Annotated in this window: 24 protein-coding genes and 1 tRNA gene; 19 read left to right on the top strand and 6 right to left on the bottom strand. The window is 70.9% G+C overall.

Annotated features, from left to right (window positions below; translation table 11 throughout):
• Positions 1-55: 55 nt before the first annotated feature.
• The 7 genes from ACWPQI_RS05360 to ACWPQI_RS05390 all read left to right on the top strand — a co-directional run bounded on the left by ACWPQI_RS05360 (position 56) and on the right by ACWPQI_RS05390 (position 8,159).
• Positions 56-844: a LytR/AlgR family response regulator transcription factor gene (locus ACWPQI_RS05360; protein ID WP_017679397.1), complete on the top strand. Its 789-nt coding sequence runs from the start codon at positions 56-58 to the stop codon at positions 842-844.
• 146 nt (positions 845-990) lie between these two features.
• Positions 991-1,296 (top strand): hypothetical protein, encoded by a 306-nt coding sequence (locus ACWPQI_RS05365; RefSeq protein WP_225222349.1) that lies wholly within the window; start codon positions 991-993, stop codon positions 1,294-1,296.
• Between the two features lie 7 nt (positions 1,297-1,303).
• On the top strand, positions 1,304-3,115 hold the full coding sequence (locus tag ACWPQI_RS05370) for a sodium/solute symporter (protein ID WP_017679398.1): 1,812 nt from the start codon (positions 1,304-1,306) through the stop codon (positions 3,113-3,115).
• 160 nt (positions 3,116-3,275) lie between these two features.
• Positions 3,276-3,638, top strand: a complete 363-nt coding sequence (locus tag ACWPQI_RS05375; protein ID WP_010593093.1) for a DUF485 domain-containing protein — start codon at positions 3,276-3,278, stop codon at positions 3,636-3,638.
• A gap of 20 nt (positions 3,639-3,658) precedes the next feature.
• A complete protein-coding gene (locus ACWPQI_RS05380) occupies positions 3,659-5,293 on the top strand; it encodes a solute symporter family protein (RefSeq protein ID WP_010593092.1) in 1,635 nt (544 codons plus the stop codon).
• 71 nt (positions 5,294-5,364) lie between these two features.
• The gene (locus ACWPQI_RS05385; RefSeq protein WP_010593091.1) at positions 5,365-5,796 is read left to right on the top strand and encodes a type II toxin-antitoxin system Rv0910 family toxin; all 432 of its coding nucleotides are present in this window, start codon (positions 5,365-5,367) and stop codon (positions 5,794-5,796) included.
• Between the two features lie 101 nt (positions 5,797-5,897).
• On the top strand, positions 5,898-8,159 hold the full coding sequence (locus ACWPQI_RS05390; protein WP_474738681.1) for an ATP-dependent DNA ligase: 2,262 nt from the start codon (positions 5,898-5,900) through the stop codon (positions 8,157-8,159).
• A 32-nt stretch (positions 8,160-8,191) separates the two neighbouring features.
• Here ACWPQI_RS05390 and ACWPQI_RS05395 read toward each other — a convergent pair whose 3' ends face one another.
• Positions 8,192-8,896, bottom strand: coding sequence for a MerR family transcriptional regulator (locus tag ACWPQI_RS05395; RefSeq protein ID WP_010593089.1), 705 nt, complete (start codon positions 8,894-8,896; stop codon positions 8,192-8,194).
• A gap of 113 nt (positions 8,897-9,009) precedes the next feature.
• Here ACWPQI_RS05395 and ACWPQI_RS05400 point away from each other — a divergent pair, with 113 nt between their 5' ends.
• The 3 genes from ACWPQI_RS05400 to ACWPQI_RS05410 all read left to right on the top strand — a co-directional run bounded on the left by ACWPQI_RS05400 (position 9,010) and on the right by ACWPQI_RS05410 (position 11,691).
• On the top strand, positions 9,010-10,227 hold the full coding sequence (locus ACWPQI_RS05400) for an erythromycin esterase family protein (protein ID WP_474738682.1): 1,218 nt from the start codon (positions 9,010-9,012) through the stop codon (positions 10,225-10,227).
• A 297-nt stretch (positions 10,228-10,524) separates the two neighbouring features.
• Positions 10,525-11,292: a methanethiol S-methyltransferase gene (gene mddA, locus ACWPQI_RS05405; RefSeq protein ID WP_010593087.1), complete on the top strand. Its 768-nt coding sequence runs from the start codon at positions 10,525-10,527 to the stop codon at positions 11,290-11,292.
• A 69-nt stretch (positions 11,293-11,361) separates the two neighbouring features.
• Positions 11,362-11,691 (top strand): YnfA family protein, encoded by a 330-nt coding sequence (locus tag ACWPQI_RS05410; RefSeq protein WP_474738683.1) that lies wholly within the window; start codon positions 11,362-11,364, stop codon positions 11,689-11,691.
• A gap of 12 nt (positions 11,692-11,703) precedes the next feature.
• On the opposite strand, the gene ACWPQI_RS05415 is transcribed toward ACWPQI_RS05410, so the two are convergent.
• The 3 genes from ACWPQI_RS05415 to ACWPQI_RS05425 form a co-directional block, all read right to left on the bottom strand.
• Positions 11,704-12,162, bottom strand: a complete 459-nt coding sequence (locus ACWPQI_RS05415; protein WP_010593085.1) for a hypothetical protein — start codon at positions 12,160-12,162, stop codon at positions 11,704-11,706.
• Positions 12,163-12,311: 149 nt separating this feature from the next.
• A complete protein-coding gene (locus ACWPQI_RS05420; protein WP_017679401.1) occupies positions 12,312-13,076 on the bottom strand; it encodes an amidohydrolase family protein in 765 nt (254 codons plus the stop codon).
• Complete coding sequence (locus ACWPQI_RS05425) at positions 13,073-14,368, bottom strand: lactate 2-monooxygenase (RefSeq protein WP_010593083.1); 1,296 nt, start codon at positions 14,366-14,368, stop codon at positions 13,073-13,075. Before ACWPQI_RS05425 ends, ACWPQI_RS05420 begins: the two co-directional genes overlap by 4 nt.
• 200 nt (positions 14,369-14,568) lie before the next feature.
• Here ACWPQI_RS05425 and ACWPQI_RS05430 point away from each other — a divergent pair, with 200 nt between their 5' ends.
• The 4 genes from ACWPQI_RS05430 to ACWPQI_RS05445 all read left to right on the top strand — a co-directional run bounded on the left by ACWPQI_RS05430 (position 14,569) and on the right by ACWPQI_RS05445 (position 16,063).
• Positions 14,569-14,883, top strand: coding sequence for a rhodanese-like domain-containing protein (locus ACWPQI_RS05430; RefSeq protein WP_010593082.1), 315 nt, complete (start codon positions 14,569-14,571; stop codon positions 14,881-14,883).
• Positions 14,880-15,239 carry a rhodanese-like domain-containing protein gene (locus tag ACWPQI_RS05435; RefSeq protein WP_010593081.1) on the top strand — a complete coding sequence of 120 codons (360 nt, stop codon included), beginning with the start codon at positions 14,880-14,882 and terminating at the stop codon, positions 15,237-15,239. The genes ACWPQI_RS05430 and ACWPQI_RS05435 overlap by 4 nt, the downstream gene beginning before the upstream one ends.
• A gap of 115 nt (positions 15,240-15,354) precedes the next feature.
• The gene (locus tag ACWPQI_RS05440; RefSeq protein WP_040274363.1) at positions 15,355-15,639 is read left to right on the top strand and encodes a metal-sensitive transcriptional regulator; all 285 of its coding nucleotides are present in this window, start codon (positions 15,355-15,357) and stop codon (positions 15,637-15,639) included.
• Between the two features lie 25 nt (positions 15,640-15,664).
• The gene (locus tag ACWPQI_RS05445) at positions 15,665-16,063 is read left to right on the top strand and encodes a DUF302 domain-containing protein (protein ID WP_010593079.1); all 399 of its coding nucleotides are present in this window, start codon (positions 15,665-15,667) and stop codon (positions 16,061-16,063) included.
• Positions 16,064-16,146: 83 nt separating this feature from the next.
• Here the strand turns inward: ACWPQI_RS05445 and rpe are convergent, their stop codons facing one another.
• Positions 16,147-16,866 (bottom strand): ribulose-phosphate 3-epimerase, encoded by a 720-nt coding sequence (gene rpe, locus ACWPQI_RS05450; RefSeq protein ID WP_048774083.1) that lies wholly within the window; start codon positions 16,864-16,866, stop codon positions 16,147-16,149.
• A gap of 98 nt (positions 16,867-16,964) precedes the next feature.
• Between rpe and ACWPQI_RS05455 the strand changes: the two genes are divergently transcribed.
• The 3 genes from ACWPQI_RS05455 to ACWPQI_RS05465 all read left to right on the top strand — a co-directional run bounded on the left by ACWPQI_RS05455 (position 16,965) and on the right by ACWPQI_RS05465 (position 19,077).
• On the top strand, positions 16,965-17,708 hold the full coding sequence (locus ACWPQI_RS05455) for a Clp protease N-terminal domain-containing protein (RefSeq protein WP_017679404.1): 744 nt from the start codon (positions 16,965-16,967) through the stop codon (positions 17,706-17,708).
• A 90-nt stretch (positions 17,709-17,798) separates the two neighbouring features.
• Positions 17,799-18,557: a hypothetical protein gene (locus ACWPQI_RS05460; RefSeq protein WP_010593076.1), complete on the top strand. Its 759-nt coding sequence runs from the start codon at positions 17,799-17,801 to the stop codon at positions 18,555-18,557.
• Complete coding sequence (locus ACWPQI_RS05465) at positions 18,550-19,077, top strand: nitroreductase family deazaflavin-dependent oxidoreductase (RefSeq protein ID WP_304434092.1); 528 nt, start codon at positions 18,550-18,552, stop codon at positions 19,075-19,077. Before ACWPQI_RS05460 ends, ACWPQI_RS05465 begins: the two co-directional genes overlap by 8 nt.
• A 38-nt stretch (positions 19,078-19,115) precedes the next feature.
• Here ACWPQI_RS05465 and ACWPQI_RS05470 read toward each other — a convergent pair.
• A tRNA-Arg gene (locus tag ACWPQI_RS05470) sits at positions 19,116-19,188 on the bottom strand.
• Between the two features lie 405 nt (positions 19,189-19,593).
• On the opposite strand from ACWPQI_RS05470, the gene ACWPQI_RS05475 reads away from it, so the two are divergent.
• Together ACWPQI_RS05475 and ACWPQI_RS05480 are read left to right on the top strand one after the other, a co-directional pair.
• Positions 19,594-20,367, top strand: coding sequence for a neutral zinc metallopeptidase (locus ACWPQI_RS05475; protein WP_010593074.1), 774 nt, complete (start codon positions 19,594-19,596; stop codon positions 20,365-20,367).
• Positions 20,368-20,685: 318 nt separating this feature from the next.
• The gene (locus ACWPQI_RS05480) at positions 20,686-21,510 is read left to right on the top strand and encodes a M23 family metallopeptidase (RefSeq protein ID WP_017679408.1); all 825 of its coding nucleotides are present in this window, start codon (positions 20,686-20,688) and stop codon (positions 21,508-21,510) included.
• Positions 21,511-21,537 lie beyond the last annotated feature (27 nt).

Genomic DNA, 21,537 nt, shown 5'->3' on the forward strand with positions numbered 1-21,537 from the left:
CGAGTGGCCCGGTCCGCTCCGCTCGGACGGTCCGGCATGGCACGATGGACCGGCTGTGAACGAGACCACCGACACCCTCACCGTGCTGGCCGTCGACGACGAACCGCCGGCCCTCGACGAACTCGCGTACCTGCTGCGGCGGCGCGAGGAGATCGGCCACGTCCACACCGCGGGCGAGGCGACCACCGCCCTGCGGCTGCTGCGCGACGGCGGAATCGACGCGGTGTTCCTCGACATCAACATGCCCGGCCTCGACGGCCTCGAGCTCGCCGGCATCCTGCGCAACTTCGCGAACCCGCCCGCCGTCGTGTTCGTGACCGCGCACGACGACCGGGCGGTGGCGGCGTTCGACCTCGGGGCCGTCGACTACCTCCTCAAACCCCTGCGCGAGGAGCGGCTCGCCGAGGCGGTGCGCCGCATCGCCGAGCGCCGCCGCACCCGCGAAACCGAATCCGCTGCCGCGGGTGCCGCGGCCTCGGACGAGGTGATCCCCGTCGAACTCGGCGGCGTGACCACGCTGGTGCCGCGGTCGTCCGTGCAGTGGGTCGAGGCCGACGGCGACTACGCACGCCTGCACACCGGCACCGGCTCCCACCTCGTGCGCATCCCCATCTCCACGCTCGAGAGCCGCTGGGCCGACGCCGGGTTCCTGCGGGTGCACCGCTCCTATCTGGTGGCGTTGCCCCTGGTGACCGGCATCCGCAGCGTCGGTTCCGGCCTCGTGGTGTGCCTGCGCGCCGAGGAGGGCAAGCCGGCCGTCGAACTGCCGGTGAGCCGTCGTCACACCCGCGAACTCAAGGACCGCCTGATCCGCGGCCCGATGCAGACCTGGACGAGCAGATGAGTCCGTCCGGCGGCTCACCGTCGCGCAGCTCGGGGAGTGGTTCGGGCGGCCCGCCGCCGCGTGGTTCGGGCGGCCCGCCGCCGCGTGGTTCGGGCGGCCCGCCGCCGCGGGAACGGGTGGTGCTCGCCCAGCGCCGCGGTGCCCGCATGGTGCGCACCCGCGTGGAGGTCCAGGAACAGACCGAGGTCGGGGAGGCGATGGTGCGCGGCCTGGTCCGCGCCCAGCTCGGCCTCGCCACGCGGCTCGCGCTCGTCGCGGTGTGCCTGCTGTGCGCCCTGCCCGTGCTGTTCCACTTCGTGCCGCACCTGACGGACGTGACCGTGCTCGGCATCCGGTTGCCGTGGCTGCTGCTCGGCTTCGTCGGGTACCCGCTGCTGCTCGGCATCGGCCGGCTCTACGTCCGCCTGGCCGAACGCAACGAGCAGGACTTCACCGACCTGGTCGACGACTGAGCGGCCCATGGACACCGGTTCGATCCCCGTCGCCACCGTCGTCGGTCTCGTCTTCGCCGCCGCCGCCACCGTCGCGATCGGCATCTACGGAGTCCGGCTGGCCCGCACCACCTCCGACTTCCTCATCGCCTCCCGCAGCGTCGGACCCCGCTGGAACGCCGCCGCGATCTCCGGTGAATACCTTTCCGCTGCCTCCTTTCTCGGCGTAGCCGGACTCATCGCCAAGTACGGCGCCGACGCCCTGTGGTACCCGGTGGGCTTCACCGCGGGCTACCTGGGTCTGCTGCTGTTCGTCGCCGCCCCGCTGCGCCGGTCCGGCGCCTACACCGTGCCGGACTTCGCGGAGTTCCGGCTCGCTGCGCGATGGCTGCGCACCCTGTCGATGGTGATCGTCGCCGTCGTCTGCGTGCTCTACCTCGTCCCCCAGTTCCAAGGCGCGGGACTGACGCTGAACATCCTGCTCGGGGTTCCCGACTGGGTCGGCGTCGTCGCGGTCGCCGTCATCGTCGTCGGCAACGTCGTCGGCGGCGGCATGCGCTCGATCACCTTCGTCCAGGCGTTCCAGTACTGGCTCAAGCTCACCGCCGTCGCGGTGCCCGCCCTCGTGCTCGTCGTCCACTTCTTCGACGACGATCGCGCCGTCGGCCGGCCGGCGCCCCCGACGGTCACCGAGCGCACCACCGTCGACGTCACCACCGATGTCGTCGTCCAGGTCGGCGAGCCCCTCGCGGTCACGGCGACCGGACGGGTCGACGGACGGACCGTGGACGGCACCGTGCTGCTCGCGCCCGGTGAGCACGAGGTGGCCGCCGGCACGGCGCTGGTGCTCGAGCCCGGCGCGGCCGTGCCGGTGGTGGCCGGGGCACCCGCCACCAACGACGACTGGGTCGCTCCCGGCGGTGGGATCGGGGGCGCCCACCCCATGTTCCAGGTGTATTCGCTGATCCTCGCCACCTTCCTCGGCACGATGGGCTTGCCGCACGTGCTGGTGCGCTTCTACACCAACCCGGACGGGCGAGCGGCCCGCATGACGTCGCTCGCGGTGATCGCCCTGCTCGGCGTGTTCTATCTGTTCCCGACGCTGCTCGGGGTGTTCGCACGCCTGTACGTGCCGCAACTGCTCATCACGGGCCGCTCCGATGCGGCCGTGCTGCTGCTGCCGGGGTCGGTGCTCTCCGGACTGGGTGGCCAGCTGCTCGCCGCGCTCGTCGCCGCGGGGGCGATCGCGGCGTTCCTGTCCACGTCCTCGGGGTTGCTGGTCAGCGTCGCCGGTGTGCTGTCCACCGACGTGCTGCGCGGACGCGTGCGCGACTTCCGGATCGCGGCCGTCCTCGCGGGCCTGGTGCCCCTCGGCCTGTCGCTGGCGGTGACGTCGCTGGACCTGTCGCGGGCCGTGGGCCTGGTGTTCGCGGTGGCCGCCTCCACGCTGTGCCCGCTGCTGATGCTCGGCATCTGGTGGCGTGGGCTGACCGCGGTCGGCGCGGCCGCCGGCATGGTGACCGGCGCGGTGGTGGCCGGGGGCGCGGCCCTGGTCGTCGTGCTGGTGCGGATCGATCCCGAGGCCGGTGGCGGCTGGGTCGCCGCCGTCGTCGGCTACCCGGCCGCCGTGAGTGTGCCGCTCGCGTTCGCCACCATGATCGTGGTCAGCCTCGCCACCCGCGCTCGCGTCCCGGCGGACGTCGGGCGGGTCTTCTCCCGCATGCACGTGCCCGAGCGGCTCGGGATGGGCCGGGACCGGGAACTCGGGGCGTTCGAGGACACCGGCGTTCCCGCAGAGCCCCGCGGACCGGGCCAGCCGTCCCCGCGTGGGGAGCACTGAGCTGCCACTCGTCGCGCCCGGCAGACCGTTCGCCGCACCGGGCGACAGCTCACCGTGTGACCGGTGCCACCTTCTTTTCGTGTGACTCCGGTCTCACTACGGTCTACTGGTAGTACGCCTCACAGGGGCGATCCCTGAAGCCACGACCAAGGAGTCGGCAGTGACCACAGCTCACCTCGGCAAGGGCGGGGCGCTCGAACGCCGCACGCCCGATGCGCAGGACTTCGTCGACATGCAGGCGAGTCCGGAGTTCCAGGACTTGCGCCGCCGGCTCCGGCGGTTCGTCTTCCCGATGACGGGGCTCTTCCTCACCTGGTACTTCGTGTACGTCCTGCTGGCCACCTACGCCGCCGACTTCATGGCGACCAAGGTGCTCGGCAACATCAACCTCGGCCTGATCCTCGGACTCGGCCAGTTCGTCTCGACGTTCGTCATCACCGCGCTCTACGTGCGGTTCGCCAATCGTGACCTGGATCCGCGGTCCGCCGCGATCCGCGAAGAGCTGGAAGGACCGGCCCAGTGACAACGAATGCGCTCGCGCATGTGACAGTTCTGGCTCAGGGTGCCACCGACGTCGGCAACCCGCTGTTCAACATCGCGATCTTCGTCGCGTTCGTCGTCGTGACGATGAGCCTGGTCATCCGGGCCAGCCGCTCGACCAAGAAGGCCTCCGACTTCTACACCGGCGGCGGGCAGTTCTCGGGCCCGCAGAACGGCTTCGCGATCGCCGGCGACTACCTGTCGGCGGCGTCGTTCCTCGGCATCGCCGGCGCCATCGCGGTCTACGGGTACGACGGCTTCCTGTACTCCATCGGCTTCCTCGTCGCCTGGCTCGTCGCCCTGCTGCTCGTCGCCGAACTGCTCCGCAACACCGGTCGGTTCACCATGGCCGACGTGCTGAGCTTCCGGCTCAAGCAGCGGCCCGTGCGCATGGCCGCCGCGCTGTCCACCCTCGCGGTGTCGCTGTTCTACCTGCTCGCCCAGATGGCCGGTGCCGGTGGCCTCGTCGCGCTGCTGCTCAACATCGACGGCCAGCTCGGCCAGGGCATCGTCGTCGCCGTGGTCGGCGTCCTGATGATCGTGTACGTGCTCGTCGGCGGCATGAAGGGCACCACCTACGTGCAGATGGTCAAGGCCGTGCTGCTCGTCGCCGGCGCCGGCATCATGTTCGTGCTCGTCCTGCTGGCTGTCCGCGGCAACTTCTCGCAGCTGCTGGCCGACGCGCAGGCCATGGTCAACAGCTCCACCAACGAGGCCGTCGCCGGTCGCGACGTGCTCGCTCCGGGCGCCAAGTACGGCATCAGCGACATGACCCGTCTCGACTTCGTCTCGCTCGGCATCGCCCTGGTGCTCGGCACCGCCGGCCTGCCGCACGTGCTGATGCGCTTCTACACCGTGCCCACGGCCAAGGAAGCACGTCGCTCGGTGACCTGGGCCATCGCCCTCATCGGCGGGTTCTACCTGTTCACCCTGGTGCTCGGCTACGGCGCCGCCAAGCTGGTCGGACCGGACGTCATCCTCGGCGCCCCCGGCAAGGAGAATTCGGCCGCGCCGCTGCTCGCCTTCGAACTCGGCGGCACCATCTTCCTCGGCATCATCTCCGCCGTCGCGTTCGCCACGATCCTTGCGGTCGTCGCCGGCCTCGCGATCACCGCGTCCGCGTCCTTCGCCCACGACATCTACGCCAGCGTGATCAAGCGCGGCAACGCCTCCGAGGAGGACCAGGTGCGGGTCTCCCGCATCACCGTCGTGGTGATCGGATTGGTCTCGATCGTGCTGGGCATCCTCGCGATGGGCCAGAACATCGCCTTCCTCGTGGCCCTGGCCTTCGCGGTCGCCGCGTCCGCCAACCTGCCGACGCTGCTGTACTCGCTGTTCTGGAAGAAGTTCAACACCACCGGCGCCCTGTTCAGCATCTACGGCGGCCTGATCAGCTGCCTGCTGCTCATCGCCCTCTCCCCGGCGGTCTCCGGCAAGCCGTCCTCGATGTTCCCGGACGCGGACTTCGCCCTCTTCCCGCTCGCCAACCCCGGCATCGTGTCGATCCCGCTGGCCTTCGTCCTCGGCATCGTCGGCACCTTCATCGGGCGCCGCAAGCTGGAGGATCCGGCCAAGCAGGCCGAGATGGAGGTCCGTTCCCTCACCGGTGTCGGTGTCGAAAAGGCTGTCGCCCACTAGGCAACACCCACGGAGCGCGGGTTCGGGGTCGATCACCCCGGGCCCGCGCTTCGGCGTCTACGCTGCCGGGCATGGCCAAACTCGAGGTATCGACCGACCTTCCGCTCGAACCGCACCTCACCTGGGTGCGCGCGTCGGACCTGCACGGATTCGACGAGTGGCTGACCATCCACGACGGGTGGCGCAGCGACCTGCCGAGCGAACTCGTCGTCGGCACCACCGCAGAGTCGGTCGTGTCGGTGAAGGGGATGCGCAACCGGGTCGCGTGGACCGTCCGCGAGATCGACTCGCCGCACCACCTCGTCCTGCACGGTTCCGGCAAGGGCGGCACCCGCTTCAAGTTGCGGATGACGGTCCGGGCCGTCGGGGTCGGTTCCGTGCTCAGCCTGAACATCGACCTGGGCGGGGCGCCGCTGTTCGGGCCGATCGGCTCGGGTGTCGCGCGGGCCCTGCACGGCGACATCGAAGCCTCACTGCGCCGATTCGCCGAACTGTACGGCTGAGCCGCCCATGAGCTGCGCCGAGGATGCACTTTTCGCGGGCGACACGCGGAGGCCGGCGCGAGAACTGCACGCTCGCCGGCCGCGCTCGGCACAATGAGGCGATGACGACCCGCACGTTCGAAGGCCGTCGTCTGAACCTGACGAACCTCGACAAGGTGCTCTACCCGGAGACGGGCACCACGAAGGCCGACGTGGTCGACTACTACGTGGCCGTGGCCCCGGTGATGCTGCCGCACGTCGCGGGCCGGCCCGGCACCCGCAAGCGCTGGCCCGAAGGTGTCGGCGGCGAGTCGTTCTTCGAGAAGAGCGTCGCCTCCCACGCGCCGAAGTGGCTCACCCGTAAGACGGTTCACCACAAGCAGCGTTCGGTCACCTATCCGGTCTTCGACTCCGTCGCGGCGCTGGCCTGGCTCGGGCAGCAGGCGGCACTCGAATTGCACGTGCCGCAGTGGCGGTTCGCGGGTTCCGTTCCGGGCCCTGCGACGCGGATCGTGTTCGACCTCGACCCCGGGGAGGGGGTCACCCTGGTCCAGTGCGCCGAGGTGGCCCGGCTGGTGCGCGACATGGTCGGCGGGCTGGGCTGGCCGGCCTACCCGGTCACCAGCGGCAGCAAGGGGATACACCTGTATGTTCCGCTCGACCGCGAACTCGCCCCGGGTGGGGCGTCGGCCGTGGCGAAGCAGGTGGCGATCAACCTCGAGACTCTGCATCCGGACCTGGTCACCGCGACGATGGCCAAGGCCGCACGCGGCGGGCGGGTGTTCCTCGACTGGAGCCAGAACAACCAGGCCAAGACGACCATCGCCCCGTATTCCCTGCGCGGCCGCGAGCAACCGTGGGTCGCCGCGCCCCGCACCTGGGACGAACTCGACGATCCCGGGCTGCGCCAGTTGCGGTTCGACGAGGTGCTCGCGCGACTGGACACCGCTCCCGACCCGCTCGCCGACCTCGACCCGCCGCGGCCCGAGCCCGACGCCCTGACCGAGTACCGGGGCAAACGCGACCCGTCCCGCACGCCCGAACCCGTTCCCGCCGCCGTGGGTTCCGGGCCGGGCAACGCCTTCGTCATCCAGGAACACCATGCCCGCCGGCTGCACTACGACCTGAGGCTCGAACGCGACGGGGTGCTCGCGTCGTGGGCGGTACCGAAGAACCTGCCGGACGACCCGGGCCGCAACAACCTCGCGGTGCGCACCGAGGATCATCCGCTCGAGTACCTCACCTTCCACGGCGTCATCCCCAAGGGGGAGTACGGCGCCGGCAGCATGACGATCTGGGACACCGGCAGCTACGAGACCGAGAAGTGGCGCGACGACGAGGTGATCGTGCGCCTGCACGGCGCGCGGGTGCGGGGCCGGTACGCGCTGATCCGCACGGCGGGCAACCAGTGGCTCGCCCACCGCATGAAAGACCAGGGCGGACAGGCGGGTCCGCCCTCGGGATTTCCGCGCGACCTCGAGCCCATGCTCGCGACACCGGGTGAGGTGACCGGTCTCGACGCCGACGAATGGGCCTTCGAAGGGAAGTGGGACGGCTACCGCGCCGTGGCCGAGATCGAGAACGGGCAGCTGCGGCTGCATTCGCGCTCCGGCCGCGACATCACCGGCGACTACCCCGCCCTCGCCGACCTCACCCGCGTCCTCGACGGACACGACGTCGTCCTCGACGGGGAGGTGGTCGCGTGCGACCCCGGCGGAGTCACGAGCTTTCCGTTGCTGCGGACCGGCGGCACCCCGCAGTACTTCGTGTTCGACGTCCTCTACCTCGACGGGGTGACCCTGTACCGCAAGCCCTACGCCGACCGGCGACGCGTGCTCGACGCGCTCGCGGCCGCGACCGACGGATTGATCGTGCCGGACGTGCTGCGCGGCAACGGATCCGAGGCGCTCGAGGAGAGCACCCGGCGCGGCTGGGAAGGCGTGGTGGCCAAGCGGCGGAACTCGGTGTACGTGCCGGGCCGGCGCAGCCCCGACTGGGTGAAGTCGAAGAACTGGCTCACTCAGGACGTCGTCATCGGTGGCTGGCGCCTCGGGAAGGGGGCTCGTGCCGGCACCTTCGGCTCGCTGCTGGTCGGCGTGCACGGCGAGGCCGGGCTGGAGTACGTCGGCCGTGTCGGCACCGGCTTCGACGAACCCGAGCTCGCCGATCTGTCGGTCGCCCTGGCCGGTCTGCGGCGCCGCACCACCCCCTTCGCCGGTGACGTTCCGCGCGAGGACGCGCGGGACGCTGTGTGGGTGACCCCGAAACTGGTGGGGGAGGTGCGGTTCCGGGAATGGACCGACGCCGGCAAGCTCTGGCATCCGAGCTGGCGCGGGCTGCGCGACGACATCGACCCCCAGGACGTGAAGAGGCCCGCGCAGTAGAAACCGGATCCGTGGCCGCGCGGGGTCGTCGGCTACGTCTGCCGTGCCCGCTCGAGCATCGTGAGGTAGGTGTCGAGCTGGGCCGCGCCGGCGAGAAGAGCGCGGCTGCGCGTGGTCAGCCGGTCCTGCCAGGCGTCGAGAAAAGCCGTCGACGCGGCGGCGCCGTCTGCCGTGCGCAGGGAGTCGACGAACCGGGCGACCTGGGTCAGCGGATAGCCGCCCCGCCGCAGCTGCCGTGCGATCTCGGCATCGCGCACGCACTCCGGCCCGTATTCGCGGTAGCCCGTGGCCCGGTCGCGGTCGGGCCGCAGAATGCCGTGGGATTCCCAGGTGCGCAACGTGGCCGGGTGCACGCGGAGCCGGCGCGCGAGCTCACCCACCGTCAGCGGTCGACCGCGCACGGGGGTCGATGTCGCGGTGGCCAGGGCGTCCAGAGCGGTCGCCACCTCGATGCGGGTGTCACGTTCGGCGAGCAGCGCGGCGTGCGCGGCATCGACGAGCCGGTAGGCGGATTCGGTGTCGCCGCGATTGGTCGCGTGCATGATCTCCGTCGCCGGCCGGTGTCCGTGGCCCCCGCGCAACGCGAGGAAGGTGCGCAGCGCCTGTGCATGCAGGGGCGTGTAGCGCCGGTAGCCGGCCTCGCTGCGCTCGGTCGGGGGGAAGACTCCCGCGTCGTCGTAGTTGCGGATCGCCTGTGCGGACAACCCGTGTTGCCGGGCCAGGTCGACGGGTCGCACCGCGCACCTCCGGTTTGAAGGTTCGATCTGCCGATCGCAGGTCGAGTTCGCAGAAGCTTCACTCGATTCTTCAACGATAGCGTCGAGGGCAGTTCCTTCCGTAAAGGAGTGTCATGTCATCTGCCGTATCACTGCGCGGGATCGGCCGTCCGCTCGACGACCCGGCCGGCGTGGACCGTGCCCTCGACGACCTGCTCGCCGCGCGGAGCGAGCCGCCGGTCCTGTTGGCCCTCGGTGAGCCGACCCACGGGATCGAGGCGTTCCCGCTGCTGCGTAACGAACTGCTCGCTCACCTCGTCGAACGGGGGTTCCGGTCGATCGTTCTGGAGACCGACTTCTTCGCCGCCTCCGTCGTCGACGACTACGCGGCCGGGGCGCCAGGAGAGATCGACACGGTGCTCGCGACCGGATTCAGCCACGGGTTCGGCGCCGTGCCGGGAAACCGGGAACTCGTGGAGTGGCTCCGCGCGCACAACGCCGGGTGCGCGCCGCAGGATCGGGTTCGCTTCCACGGCTTCGATGCGCCGGTGGAGTACTCCGGTGCACCGAGCCCGCGACACACCCTGGTCCGGGCCGGGGACTACCTGCCCGCGGCGCTGCGCCCCCGATCGGTCCACGACCTCGACGCCCTCCTCGGCGAGGACGCGGACTGGACCGACCAGGCGGCCATGTTCGACCCGGCGGCGTCCGTCGGCGATTCCGATCGTGCCCGCGCTCTGCGCGTCGTCGCCGACGACATCGCCGGCGCGCTGCGGCGCGCGGCACCGGCCCTGCGTGCCGCCGACCCGGCCGGTTACGACCGGGCCGTCGCGCACGCGCGCACCGCCCAGGGCCTGTTGCGCTATCACGCGGCCATGGCCCATCCCGCCCCCGATCGCATCGCCACCCTGCTCGGCGTGCGCGCCGAGATGATGGCCGAGAATCTGCTCGCGATCGTCGCGCAGGAGCGGCGACGCGGACCCGTCCTGGTGTTCGCGCACAATGCGCACCTGCAACGCGCGCAGTCCCGCATGCAGGCCGGCGAGGACGGGGCGCAGTGGGGAAGCGCCGGCGCGCACGTCGGGCTCGCCCTCGGCGAGCGCTACCTCGTCGTGGCGACCGACGCCGCCCCGCACAGCGAGCCGGGCACCCTTCAGCGTGTGCTGACCGAGGCGACGACCCGACGCGCCCTGTTCCCGGCGCCGGCTCTGCGCGCCGCGCTCGACCCGTCGATCGTCCCGGGCCCACCGATCGTGCCCGGCCACATCCCGCTGGGCCCGGCCGACCTGGACTGCGCCGACGCGATCGTCTTCGTCGCCGACACCGACGGAAAGCGGCACCGGTACTGGTAGCCATCGCAGCGGGCCTGCGGCACGCCGTCCGGACACCCTGCGCGGCAGAGCGTCTCGCGCACAGGCTCCGGCGCGCCCGCACGGGGAAGAACTCGCTCGCATCTTCGGAATTCGCCCAGGCCACGGCGTGGGCAGATACCGAAAGTGCGAGCAAGTCCGGGCGGTGGACGACCGCCGGGGTGCCGGAAAACTCACCCCGGGGTGCCTGTCCTCCTCCGCCGCGTCGGCGCACCGTGGTCACACGGCACATCCGCCGACTGTGGCACGGGCGCCGCGCCCGGAGGAGGAAGGTTCACGATGTTGCAGACGACCGACAGGGGTGGCCTGAGCCGTACCCTGATGACCGCGTACGGCGCGGTCGCCTACGCCGTGTTCTTCGCGGTGTTCCTGTACTCGATCGGGTGGGTCGAAGGTCTCGTGGTGCCCCGCACCATCGACGAGGGGCCGCAGACGCCCGTCGTCGTGGCCGTGATGGTGAACCTGGCCCTGTTGTCCGTGTTCGCCGTTCAGCATTCGGTGATGGCCCGGCCGTGGTTCAAGCGCCGGTGGACCCGCATCGTCCCGCAACCGATCGAACGCTCCACGTTCGTACTGTTCGCCACCGCCGCCCTCGCGCTGGTGATGTGGCAGTGGCGTCCGCTGCCACAGGAGGTCTGGGACGTGGACGCGACCCCGGTGCGCGTGGCCCTGTACGCGGTGTCGTTCGCCGGATGGGGTCTCGTGCTCGCATCGACGTTCGCGATCGACCACTTCGACCTGTTCGGCCTGCGCCAGGTGCTGCGGAACTTCGCCGGGAAGTCGCCGGCCGAAGCCGAGTTCCGCACCCCGATGCTGTACCGGGTGGTGCGCCATCCGCTGTATCTGGGTTTCCTGATCGCGTTCTGGGTGGCGCCGACGATGAGCGTGGGGCACCTGCTGTTCGCCGCCGTCACCACCGGATACATCCTCGTCGCACTGCGGTTCGAGGAACACGATCTGACCGAGACGTTCGGCGACCGGTACCGCGACTACAGCGCCCGCGTGCCCCGGCTGGTACCGCGCCCGCGCGCGGTGAGCCGAACCTGACCATGTTCCGGGCCGGCTCCGGTGCGGGCGCCCCGCACCGGAGCCGTGCAACGCCGTAGGGTGCTTCGCGTGAGTATCGCGAAGTCCCTCGCCCTGTTCGCCGTGGCGGCGCTGTTCGAGATCGGCGGCGCCTGGCTCGTGTGGCAGGGGATCCGGGAACAGCGCGGCTGGATCTGGGTCGGGGCCGGGGTGATCGCGCTCGGCGCGTACGGGATGGTGGCAACGCTGCAGCCGGATGCGAACTTCGGCCGCATCCTGGCCGCCTACGGCGGAGTGTTCGTCGCCGGATCCCTCGGGTGGGCGATGATCGTCGACGGCTTCCGCCCCGACCGGTGGGACGTGGCCGGGGCGCTCGTCTGTCTGCTCGGCGTGGCGCTGATCATGTACAACCCGCGCTGAATTCCGACGAAGTCAGCCGACGGTCACCGTCCCCACGGCCGGTGTCGAATTGCAGATCGGGCCGCTGCTCAGGTTCACCGAACCGAACACGGTGGTGAGCACGGTGCCCGGACCGGTGTTCACCACCTTCGCCAGGTTCGGGTACGTCCCCTCGAGGTCGACGATCCCCGCCTGGCCGGTGCTCTGATTGAGCCACGCGACCGACACCTGCCCGGCGGCAGGCATGGGACCCAGTCCCGGTGCGGTGGAGAACAGTACGTGCCCGGGTGGGATCCCGGGATTCGCCTCCGGTCCGGCCTGCGCGGTGACCGCCGTGATCGAGGCCAGGCTGCCCTGGTTGAGGCATCCGAAGGTCAGTGCCGTGCCGAGGGATTGGGGCGGTGCGGCGCCGGCGCTGCCGGCGAACAGGACGGCGGCCGCGATCGGCGCGGCGGTGGCGAGGATTGCTCGGGTGGTTCGGGCGGCGCTCATGCTGATGCTCCTGGGATCGGAATGTCACGTCCGGGTGCCGACCGCCGCGCCCCGCCGGCGGCGCGCCCCGCGCACCGAATGACGCCCCCGAGTGTAGATCGCGGACGGCGGAGCAGACGACGTTTCGCAGATCTTGGTTGCCGGGGATGTCAACGCACGCGGTAGAACTGCGCGGCATTGTCGTGGAGTGCCCGCGCGGCGAGTTCCGGGCCCAGGGTGTCGGTGACGATCTCGACGTCCGCGTCGAGGAACGGCCGCGGGGCCCGGGTGGACGGTAGATCGGTGCCGAACATCAGGGCGTGGGGATTCCGGTCGGCCACGGCGCGCAGCACGGGGGCGACGTCGAAGTCGACTCGGCCGAAACCGGTCGCCTTGACCCGGACCCCGCGGTCGACGAGTGCCGCCAGGTGGGGAAGTCCGGCGGCGGACAGGCCCAGGTGGTCGATGCTGACCGCGGGGAGGGCGGCGATCGTCCCGGTCAGGGTGGGCAGTGTGCGCGCGTCGACGTACAACTCGGTGTGCCAGCCGGCGACGTCGTGCACCCGGCGGGCGAGCGTGCCGAGGTGGTCGGCGGATTCCGAACCGCCGCGGCGCAGGTTGAACCGGATGCCCCGCACCCCGGCGTCGTTCAGCCGCGTGATCTCGTCGTCGGTCACGGTCGCCGGCAGCTGGGTGACTCCCACGAAGCCGGGTCCGAGCAGCGCGAGGGCGTCCAGCAGGTAGCTCTGGTCGAAGCCGTGGAAGGAGCCGGACACGACGACGCCACCGGTGACGCCGAGCCCGCGGACCCGCTCGAGATAGTCGGTCACCGTGAACGGCGGGGGCACGTATCCCTGGTTCGGGATCACCGGGAAGCGGGGATCGACGATGTGGAAGTGGGCGTCGAAGATCGGCATCCGGTGTGCACCGGTCACGTGCGGGTCACCGCGTCCGCGGTGATCTCCTTCACCGACGTCAGCCCGCTGAGCCCGAGCGTCAGGTCGAACTCGGCAATGATGTTCGCGACGGCGTCGCGGGCTCCGTCCCGGCCGCCGACGGCCAGGCCGTACAGGTGGGGGCGGCCGACGGTGACCGCGTCGGCGCCGAGCGCGAGCGCCTTGAACACATCCGATCCGGTGCGGATTCCGCTGTCGAGCAGTACCGGCACCCGGCTGTCGACGGCGGGGACGATGCCGACCAGGGCATCGAGGGCGGCGATCGCGCCGTCGACCTGGCGGCCGCCGTGGTTGGAGACGATGATGCCGTCGGCCCCGGCGTCGAGGGCACGGCGGGCGTCGTCCGGATGGAGGATGCCCTTGAGCAGCACGGGGAGATCGGTGCGTTCGCGCAGCGACTCGATCTCCGTCCACGTCAGGGAGGGTCGCGAGTAGATGTCGAGGAACGTCTCGACCGCGGCCCGGGGTTCGGGGGAGCGGAGGTTGTCGAGGAGGCGGCCGGGGTAGCGCCGGCTCATCGAGAGCAGTGACCTGATCGCGCCGAGGGTCACCTCCACCTCGGGACGGGCACCGGCGGCCGCCGCGATGCGGTCGCGGACGATGCGCACGAACGTCGGGTCCGAGGTGTACTGGGCGATCCCCTCGCCGCGGGCGAACGGCAGGGAACCGAGGTTGAGATCCTGCGGCCGCCAGCCCAGCAGGGTGGTGTCCAACGTGACGACCACGGCGTCCGCGCCGATCGCCTTCGCGCGGGCGAGCAGGCTGTCGACGAGGTCGTCGTCGCTGCTCCAGTACAACTGGAACCAGCGTGGGGCATCTCCCATCGCCGCCGCGGTGGCCTCCATCGGCGCGCAGCCCTGGTTGGAGAGGATGTAGGGCACACCGAGTTCGGCCGCCGCGCCACCGATCGCGACGTCGGCGTCGGGATGCGCGAGTTCGGCGGCGCCGACCGGCGCCAGCAGGACCGGGGCGGGCAGGGTGCGGCCGAACAGTTCGACGCTCAGGTCGCGGTGGGAGACGTCGCGCAGGACGCGGGGGACGATCTTCCAGCGGTCGAACGCCTCCCGGTTGGCGCGCATCGTCGCGCCTTCACCGGCGCCCCCGGCGATGTAGGCCCAGCCGCGGCGGCTCGTCTTCCGTCGCGCCAGACGTTCCAGCCCGGCGAAGTCGGTCGGCACCGGGGGAGTACGCCCGAGCACTCCGGCCCGGTAGATGACGTTCTGACGGGCACGGCCCGCGCCGGGCTGCGGCGCCACGGGTCCCTCGCTCATCGGCGATTCCTCCCAGGTGCATCGGGTCGGGGATCGTCTCGGACGCTACCGGAACGGTCGCGGCGCCGGACCCGGGCGGCCGTCGCCCGGGCGGGGACGGTGGACAGATCTGCATATACCCCCTAGGGTATGTAGTACCCCTCGGGGTATGAACCTCGAACGACGGCACGATGCCCACCGGTGTGGGCCGAGGAGTGGACATGAGGGAAATCGACATCACCGCATTCGCCGACGCGTGGAAGTCCGGCGCGACCGTGGTGGACGTGCGCGAGGACTACGAGTACGAGCAGGCGCACGTGCCCGGCGCCCAGTGGATTCCGCTCGGCGAACTCGGGTCCCGACTCGCCGAGATCCCGGGAGCCGACCTCGTCTACGTCGTCTGCGCCTCCGGTAATCGCAGCCTGCGCGGGGCGGACATCGTGTCCGCGTCCGGGCGGCCTGCGGTCTCGGTCGCCGGCGGCACCAAGGGCTGGCTGCGGGCCGGTCACCCGGTCGAGCAGGGTGGCACCCGATGAGCCTGCTCGAGAAGGTCAAGGCGCGCTTCGCCAAACCCTACGAGACGGTCGACGTCCGTCGCGCACGCGAGCTGCTCGAGGCCGGGGCGGTCCTCGTCGACGTGCGGTCCGCCGCCGAGTACCGGTCCGGGCACGCGCCCGTCGCACAGCACTGCGAGCTGTCCCAGGTCCCCACGCGCGCGGCGCGGATCGTCCGCAACCGGCCGGTGGTGTTCGTCTGTCACTCCGGCATGCGGTCGGCCAGCGCCGCGCGGATGTTCGCCCCGGAGGCGCAGGCGCCCGTGGCCTCGCTGCGTGGCGGCATGATCGCCTGGGAACGGGCCGGGGAGCGGGTGGTCAGGGGCGGTCGCCGCTGAAGGCGACGCCGGATCGAGCGGCCCGTGATCCGGGAGGCGGCATCGAGTCGGAAGGTGGGCGCGGGAATACCCCACGGGGTATGATGTGTTCATCTTCAGTATGAAGGGGCCGACCATGACAGTTAACACCGTGAATGCCGCAGAATCCACCACCCAGGTTCTCAACCGGCTGCGTCGCGCGCAGGGCCAGCTCGCCGGGGTCATCTCCATGATCGAGAGCGGGCGCGAGTGCCGCGAGGTGGTCACCCAGCTCGCCGCGGTCTCGCGTGCCCTGGACCGGGCCGGCTTCAAGATCGTCGCCACCCGGTTGCGGCAGTGCGTCCTCGACGAGCAGGACGACACCTGCGTCGACAAGCTGACCGAGGAGGAACTCGAGAAGCTCTTCCTCGCGCTCGCCTGACATCAGCGAATCACGAAGGAGCGCTATGACACTCGCCCTCGCCACCACGCTGCGCGCCCCGCTCGACGACGTCGTCGAGCGCACTCGTGCGGCACTGAAGGAGCAAGGCTTCGGGGTGCTCACCGAGATCGACATGCAGGCCACCCTGAAGACCAAGATCGACGTCGACATGGAGCCGTACGTCATTCTCGGGGCGTGCAACCCGCCGCTCGCGCACCGGGCCGTGTCGGCCAACCGGCAGATCGGGCTGCTGCTGCCGTGCAACGTCGTCGTCCGGCGCGATCCGGAGGACTCCGGCACGGTCCACGTCGAAGCCATGAATCCGCAGTTGATGGTGCAGGTGGCCGAAGACCCCGAGCTGCAGCCGGTCGCCGACGAGGCCGCGCGGCGGTTGCAGGCGGCGATCGACGCGCTGGGTAGCTGAGCCGTCACGACGGGCGCCGGGATGTCTCTCGGCGCCCGTTTCGCGTTCGTCGCTGCCTCCCGTGTGCCACGGTCTCCCGTGTGTCACGGTCTCCCGTACGCCGCCCGGGCCTTCTCGCGCAGCAGGCGCACGGCGCGGGCCGGGTCGTCCGTGCCGTAGACGGCCGTGCCGGCCACGAAGCAGTCGGCACCGGCCGTCGCCGCAGCCCCGATGGTGTCGAGGTTCACCCCTCCGTCGACCTCGATGAGCAGGTCGAGTTCACCTGCGTCGACCAGGCGTCGCGCCGTGCGCACCTTGTGGAGCATCTCGGGAATGAACCGTTGACCGTTGAAACCCGGCGGCACGCTCATCACCAGGAGCGTGCCGAAGTGCGCGAGCGTGCCGAGGTGCGGTTCGAGCGGGGTCTGCGGTGCGAACGCGAGACCGGCACGGGCGCCGGCGGCTCGCAGGCGACCGGCGAGGGCGATCGGGTCGCGGGTCGCCTCGATGTGCACGGAGACGTTGTACGCGCCGGCCTCGGCGTAGTCGACTGCCCACCGGTCGGGGTCCTCGATCATCAGGTGACAGTCGAGCGGCAGCGGCGTGTGCCGGGCGAGGGACCGCACGACCGGCAGCCCGAAGGTGAGGTTGGGGACGAAGTGCCCGTCCATCACGTCGATGTGCAGCCAGTCGGCTCCGCGGTCGGATCCACCGGCCACGATCCGCGCCTCGTCCGCGAGACGCGCCAGGTCGCCCGAGGCCAGGCTGGGTGCGATGAGGGGCTCGCGGCGGCGGCCGGGGCCGGTGCGGACATCGGGGTCCATGCGACGACGGTACCCGGAGTCGGCGCACGTGGGAGGCACGCCGGAATCGTCGTCAACCGAGCGTTGACGAGCGTCATGCGTCAACCTATGGTTGACGAATGACGAATCCGATCCCCATGAGCAATCCCGTGCGGCTGGACGACCTCATCGACGCCATCGAGAAGGTCCACTCCGATGCCCTCGAACAACTGACGGACGCCGTTCTCGCCGCCGAGCATCTCGGAGAGGTCGCCGACCACCTGATCGGCCACTTCGTCGACCGGGCCCGTCGCTCCGGCGCGTCCTGGACCGACATCGGCCGCAGTATGGGCGTCACCAAGCAGGCGGCCCAGAAACGTTTCGTGCCCAAGGGTTCCGCCGATCTCGATTCCGAACAAGGCTTCAGCCGATTCACCGAACGTGCCCGGAACGTCGTCGTGGCGGCACAGAACGAGGCCCGGGCGGCCGGCAATGCCGAGATCGCCCCGGAGCATCTCGTGCTCGGTCTGCTGAGCGAACCCGAAGCCCTCGCGATGCGCGCGCTCGTCGCGCAGGATGTGTCGCCGGACGCGGTCCGTCGCGCCGTGGCGGCGACGCTCCCGCCGGCGACGGGGGATGTGCCCGACCTGATCCCCTACGACGCGCGCGCCCGGAAAGTGCTGGAACTGACCTTCCGGCAGGCGCTGCGGCTCGGGCACAACTACATCGGCACCGAGCACATCCTCCTCGCCCTGCTCGACCACGAGAACGGCAGCGGCGTTCTCGGCGGTCTCGGGGTGGACGCCGCCGCCGCCGAAGCGCATGTCGCCGAGGCCGTGGCGGCGGAACAGGCCGCGTACGAGTCGCACGGACGATCGGACTGAGCAGGTAGCTGTCCGCTCCGCAGCAGGAAACCGGCTCCGCCGCCTGCTCTTCGGTCTACCGTGGAGTCGAGTAAGCCGAGAGGGGGAGCAATGACCTACCCGCTCGTCGAGAAGACCCGGGAACGCTCGGAAACCGGGCGGCATCTCGTGACCGAGGACTACACGAAGACGCCGTCGCTCTGCCGACGCGGGGTGTGGGTCGGCCGGCAGATCGACTTCTCCGAAACCGTGCTGATCTCCTTCGAGCACGGCCACGAGGATCTGTCCGTCGGCTGGATCGTCGACGGCGCGGCGATCGTGCCGGCAAGCTACTACGCGCCGTGCCAGGGTGCGCCGGCGATCCGGTACCGGTGTCCCGGGGACGGTCGGAACCTGCACACCCTGTCGCTGATGAGTACACCCGGCAGCGACCGGGGCTGTGTGGACCTGCAGGTGGTGTTCACGCGTCCGCCACAGTGGAATCCGCTCGAGTACGGCCCCTCGACGAGGGTGTGCCTCCGGGGGCGGGTCGTCGAGTGGCCGTGGTACCTCCTGCAGCAGGAACAGGAATGCTGGGAGCGGTTTCGGAAGGTCTTCGAGAAGTACGTGGTGGTGCCCCGTCCGGTTCCCGCTCCGCCCGGCCCGGTGGAGCGGTGGATCGCCAGCCTTCGCGGCGACGAATCCGTGACGGTACGGGCGCACTTGGACACCGTCGAGCACCTGGACCCCGCGCGGGACGGCGACCTCTTCGCTGAACTACGTGCCGACCTCGCAGCGAGGTTCCTCCGGTGGGCGAACTCCGCGGACGGACCGGATGCCGACGGCCGCTCGGCCGACACGGCGAGCCGGGCCGATATCCCCCGTGAGTGACGAGGGTGGAGCTGCGACCGGCCGGTCCGTGCTCCGGCGACTGGCCGAGCGGGTGTACGACGACGCCGTGCTCGTCGTCGACACAGCCTTCACGGTGGTGCGTGTCGCCGTGTGGCGCTCGCGTTGGAAGCCCGCCCTGACTGCCGTGCGCCGGTACAACAAGTCCGTCCTCAACCCGGTGATCCTGAAGAGGAGAGGGGCGACGGTCACCGCGGTGCACCACGTCGGCCGCCGATCCGGGAAGCCGTACGTCACCCCGGTCTGGGCGGAACGAGCCGGACAGTCGTTCTTCGTCCATCTGCCCTACGGCACCGACGTCGACTGGTGCCGCAACGTCCTGGCCGGTGGGGGCTGCACCCTCGAGCAGGCCGGCGTGCGCTACGACGTCGTCGCTCCCGTGATCGTGCCCGCAGCGGAAGCGGAACCGCATCTGACACCGGCATCGAGAAGGATGCACCGCCTGTTCGGCGTCCGGTCGTACCTGCGGCTCGACGTCGCCCCTGAAGCGAAGGTCGACTGATCCAGGGCCGGCAGCGGAACTCGGCCGGCGTTCCCGTGTGCCCCCGGCAGGATTCGAACCTGCGACACCGGCTTTAGGAGAGCCGTGCTCTATCCCCTGAGCTACGAGGGCGGCGCGCGGTGAACCGGTTCGATTCGATGCGCGGTGTGAGTGTAGCCGGGATCGGGGTACCGGTGTGAAACGGTCGCGGACCTGGGGCGCAGCGGTTGTACCCGCCCACTCCGCCCGGCCACTCCGCCCGACCGAATGTCACACGCCGTCGATCCAGCCGAACGCATGTGACATTCGGTCGGGCGCACCCCGGCGACGGCAGTCGGGCGCACCCCGGCGGCGGCAGTCGGGCGCACCCCGGCGACGGCGGTCGGGCGCATCCCGGCGGCGGTGCGGCCAGTGATCCCGGGGGTGGGAAACGTCCCCCTCGGGGTGACGGGGCGCAGCCCGAAGAGCCCTGGATCGAGACCCCCGCACGCCGGAGGGTGGATCCGCAAGCCGAATCCTCGTCCCCCGGGAGTGCTCATGCCTCGTTCCGTTTCGTGCACGATCCGCCTCGCCGCCGTGGCCGTCGTCGCCGTGGTGCCCGCCCTCGGTGCCGTCGCTCCGGCCGCCGCGGAGGACGAGGCTGCACTGCAACAGCTTTCGCCCACGGCGGAGTGTCCGTTCGCCGCCGGGCCCACCGGGCAGTACACGACGGAGATGATGGGACCGTATGTGCAGTGCTTCCTTCCGTCGATCGAGTCGTGGATCGACGCCACCTATACGGACATGCCGCATCCGAACGCCTACTACGCGGTATCGGCCGGGAAGCCGGGGGAGGCGGCGCCCGGCTGCGCCTACGACGAGAACTCGCTGATGTACTGCGCGGCCGACCGCAGCCTCTACATCGGCGAGAAGGCGGCGAGGGAACTGGTGAGTGACTACGGGGAGATCGCCGTTGCCGCGGTGCTGAGCCATGAGGTGACGCATCACTTCCAGACGATGCTGGGGCTGCCGCAGCCCGACCCGGCAGAACCCAACAGCGCAATCCCGTACGAGAACCAGGCCGACTGCGGATCGGGCGCCTTCGTCGCGTACTCCGAACGGGATCTCGGCGTCACGATCGAGCAGGCCGACCTGGCATCACTGGGGCGGGCGTTCGCCGCGGTGGGGGAGGACAAGGGGCCGGAGCGCACCCACGGCACCGTCGAGCAGCGCATCCAGGCATTCGATACCGGCTACCTCAGCCCGTCGCCGACGCCGTTGCTCTCGTGCGTCGACTATGTCCCCGACGCGCCCCTCGCGTATGTCGGCTGAGGCGGCAGGCGAACCGCTGTGATCACAATCACATAACCGGAGGCGGCTCCGGCCGGTTGTGCGGGAGTGGGACGCGGCGTCGGGGTCCGGTGGACGCTTCCGTCGTGTCGTGCCCACCGCAGGACGGGTTTCCGCTGTTCACGAGGGCACGGGAAGCGCGACAGCCGACGACGGCGCCGCGGCGTCGGCCGCCCTACCCACCGCGACGGTGTCCGAAACGTAACGCTGGCGCTGGCCTATATCGTTTTGTTACTTTGAGTCGCCAGAAACGGCCGGGGGTCACCCGGCGCGCAACGGACGACGGATGAGGTAGCAACTGTGGGACGGCACCAGCGGGCAGGCGACGAGGCGACCACCTTCGAGATGGACCTGTCCGGTGCGTCCTCCGGCCGCGGCCGGCACCGCGTCGAGCCCGCCGGCCCGTCGGCGCCCGTGAAGGCCGCCACCGTCGCCGCCGCCACCGGCGCCTTCTTCGCCGTCGGCGCGCAGCTCACCGCCGGCACGGCCAGTGCCGCCCCCGCCCCCGCTCAGACCGGCACGCTGCCCTTCGAGGTGCCCCAGGGTCTGCTGCCCGAGGGCTTCGAGCTCCCGCAGCTGCCCGGAGCGCCCGCCCCCGCCGACGAACACGGCCACGGGCATGCCGCCGCTCCCGCCCTGCCGCCGGAGCTCGACGCCCTGGTCGACCAGTTCGCCACGGGTCAGGGCTGGCTGAACAACCTCAACCCGGCCAAGCCCGCCACCGTGCAGCCCGTCTCGGGCACGCTCACCTCGGACTTCGGCCCCCGCTGGGGCAGCCACCACGGCGGCATCGACATCGCCGCCCCCATCGGCACCCCCATCAAGTCCGCCGCCGACGGCACCGTGCTCGACGCGGGCGCCGCTTCCGGCTACGGCCAGTGGGTGCGCGTCCTCAACGACGACGGCACCACCGCGGTCTACGGCCACGTGGACACCTACCAGGTCAGCGCCGGCCAGCGGGTCACCGCCGGTCAGCAGATCGCCACCGTCGGCAACCGGGGCTGGTCCACCGGACCGCACCTGCACTTCGAGGTGTGGGATCAGGCCGGCGGCAAGACCGACCCCAACGCCTGGCTCAGCACACGCGGCGTCGTCGCCGACTGGAGCAGCTACCGCGCCGTCTGACGCTCGCCCCCACCTGCGGTCGCTCGG

This window comes from Rhodococcus sp. LMD, assembly GCF_056108245.1.

Bases quoted from the DNA above. Each gene is read 5' to 3' on its own strand.
- ACWPQI_RS05455 (WP_017679404.1), top strand. From the start codon at position 16,965: ATGACGAATCCGATCCCCATGAGCAATCCCGTGCGGCTGGACGACCTC.
- ACWPQI_RS05365 (WP_225222349.1), top strand. From the start codon at position 991: ATGGTGCGCACCCGCGTGGAGGTCCAGGAACAGACCGAGGTCGGGGAG.
- ACWPQI_RS05415 (WP_010593085.1), bottom strand. From the start codon at position 12,162: ATGAGCGCCGCCCGAACCACCCGAGCAATCCTCGCCACCGCCGCGCCG.
- ACWPQI_RS05400 (WP_474738682.1), top strand. From the start codon at position 9,010: ATGTCATCTGCCGTATCACTGCGCGGGATCGGCCGTCCGCTCGACGAC.
- ACWPQI_RS05475 (WP_010593074.1), top strand. From the start codon at position 19,594: ATGCCTCGTTCCGTTTCGTGCACGATCCGCCTCGCCGCCGTGGCCGTC.
- ACWPQI_RS05385 (WP_010593091.1), top strand. From the start codon at position 5,365: ATGGCCAAACTCGAGGTATCGACCGACCTTCCGCTCGAACCGCACCTC.
- ACWPQI_RS05445 (WP_010593079.1), top strand. From the start codon at position 15,665: ATGACACTCGCCCTCGCCACCACGCTGCGCGCCCCGCTCGACGACGTC.
- ACWPQI_RS05460 (WP_010593076.1), top strand. From the start codon at position 17,799: ATGACCTACCCGCTCGTCGAGAAGACCCGGGAACGCTCGGAAACCGGG.
- ACWPQI_RS05440 (WP_040274363.1), top strand. From the start codon at position 15,355: ATGACAGTTAACACCGTGAATGCCGCAGAATCCACCACCCAGGTTCTC.
- ACWPQI_RS05425 (WP_010593083.1), bottom strand. From the start codon at position 14,368: ATGAGCGAGGGACCCGTGGCGCCGCAGCCCGGCGCGGGCCGTGCCCGT.
- mddA (WP_010593087.1), top strand. From the start codon at position 10,525: ATGTTGCAGACGACCGACAGGGGTGGCCTGAGCCGTACCCTGATGACC.
- ACWPQI_RS05430 (WP_010593082.1), top strand. From the start codon at position 14,569: ATGAGGGAAATCGACATCACCGCATTCGCCGACGCGTGGAAGTCCGGC.
- ACWPQI_RS05390 (WP_474738681.1), top strand. From the start codon at position 5,898: ATGACGACCCGCACGTTCGAAGGCCGTCGTCTGAACCTGACGAACCTC.
- ACWPQI_RS05435 (WP_010593081.1), top strand. From the start codon at position 14,880: ATGAGCCTGCTCGAGAAGGTCAAGGCGCGCTTCGCCAAACCCTACGAG.
- ACWPQI_RS05370 (WP_017679398.1), top strand. From the start codon at position 1,304: ATGGACACCGGTTCGATCCCCGTCGCCACCGTCGTCGGTCTCGTCTTC.
- rpe (WP_048774083.1), bottom strand. From the start codon at position 16,866: ATGGACCCCGATGTCCGCACCGGCCCCGGCCGCCGCCGCGAGCCCCTC.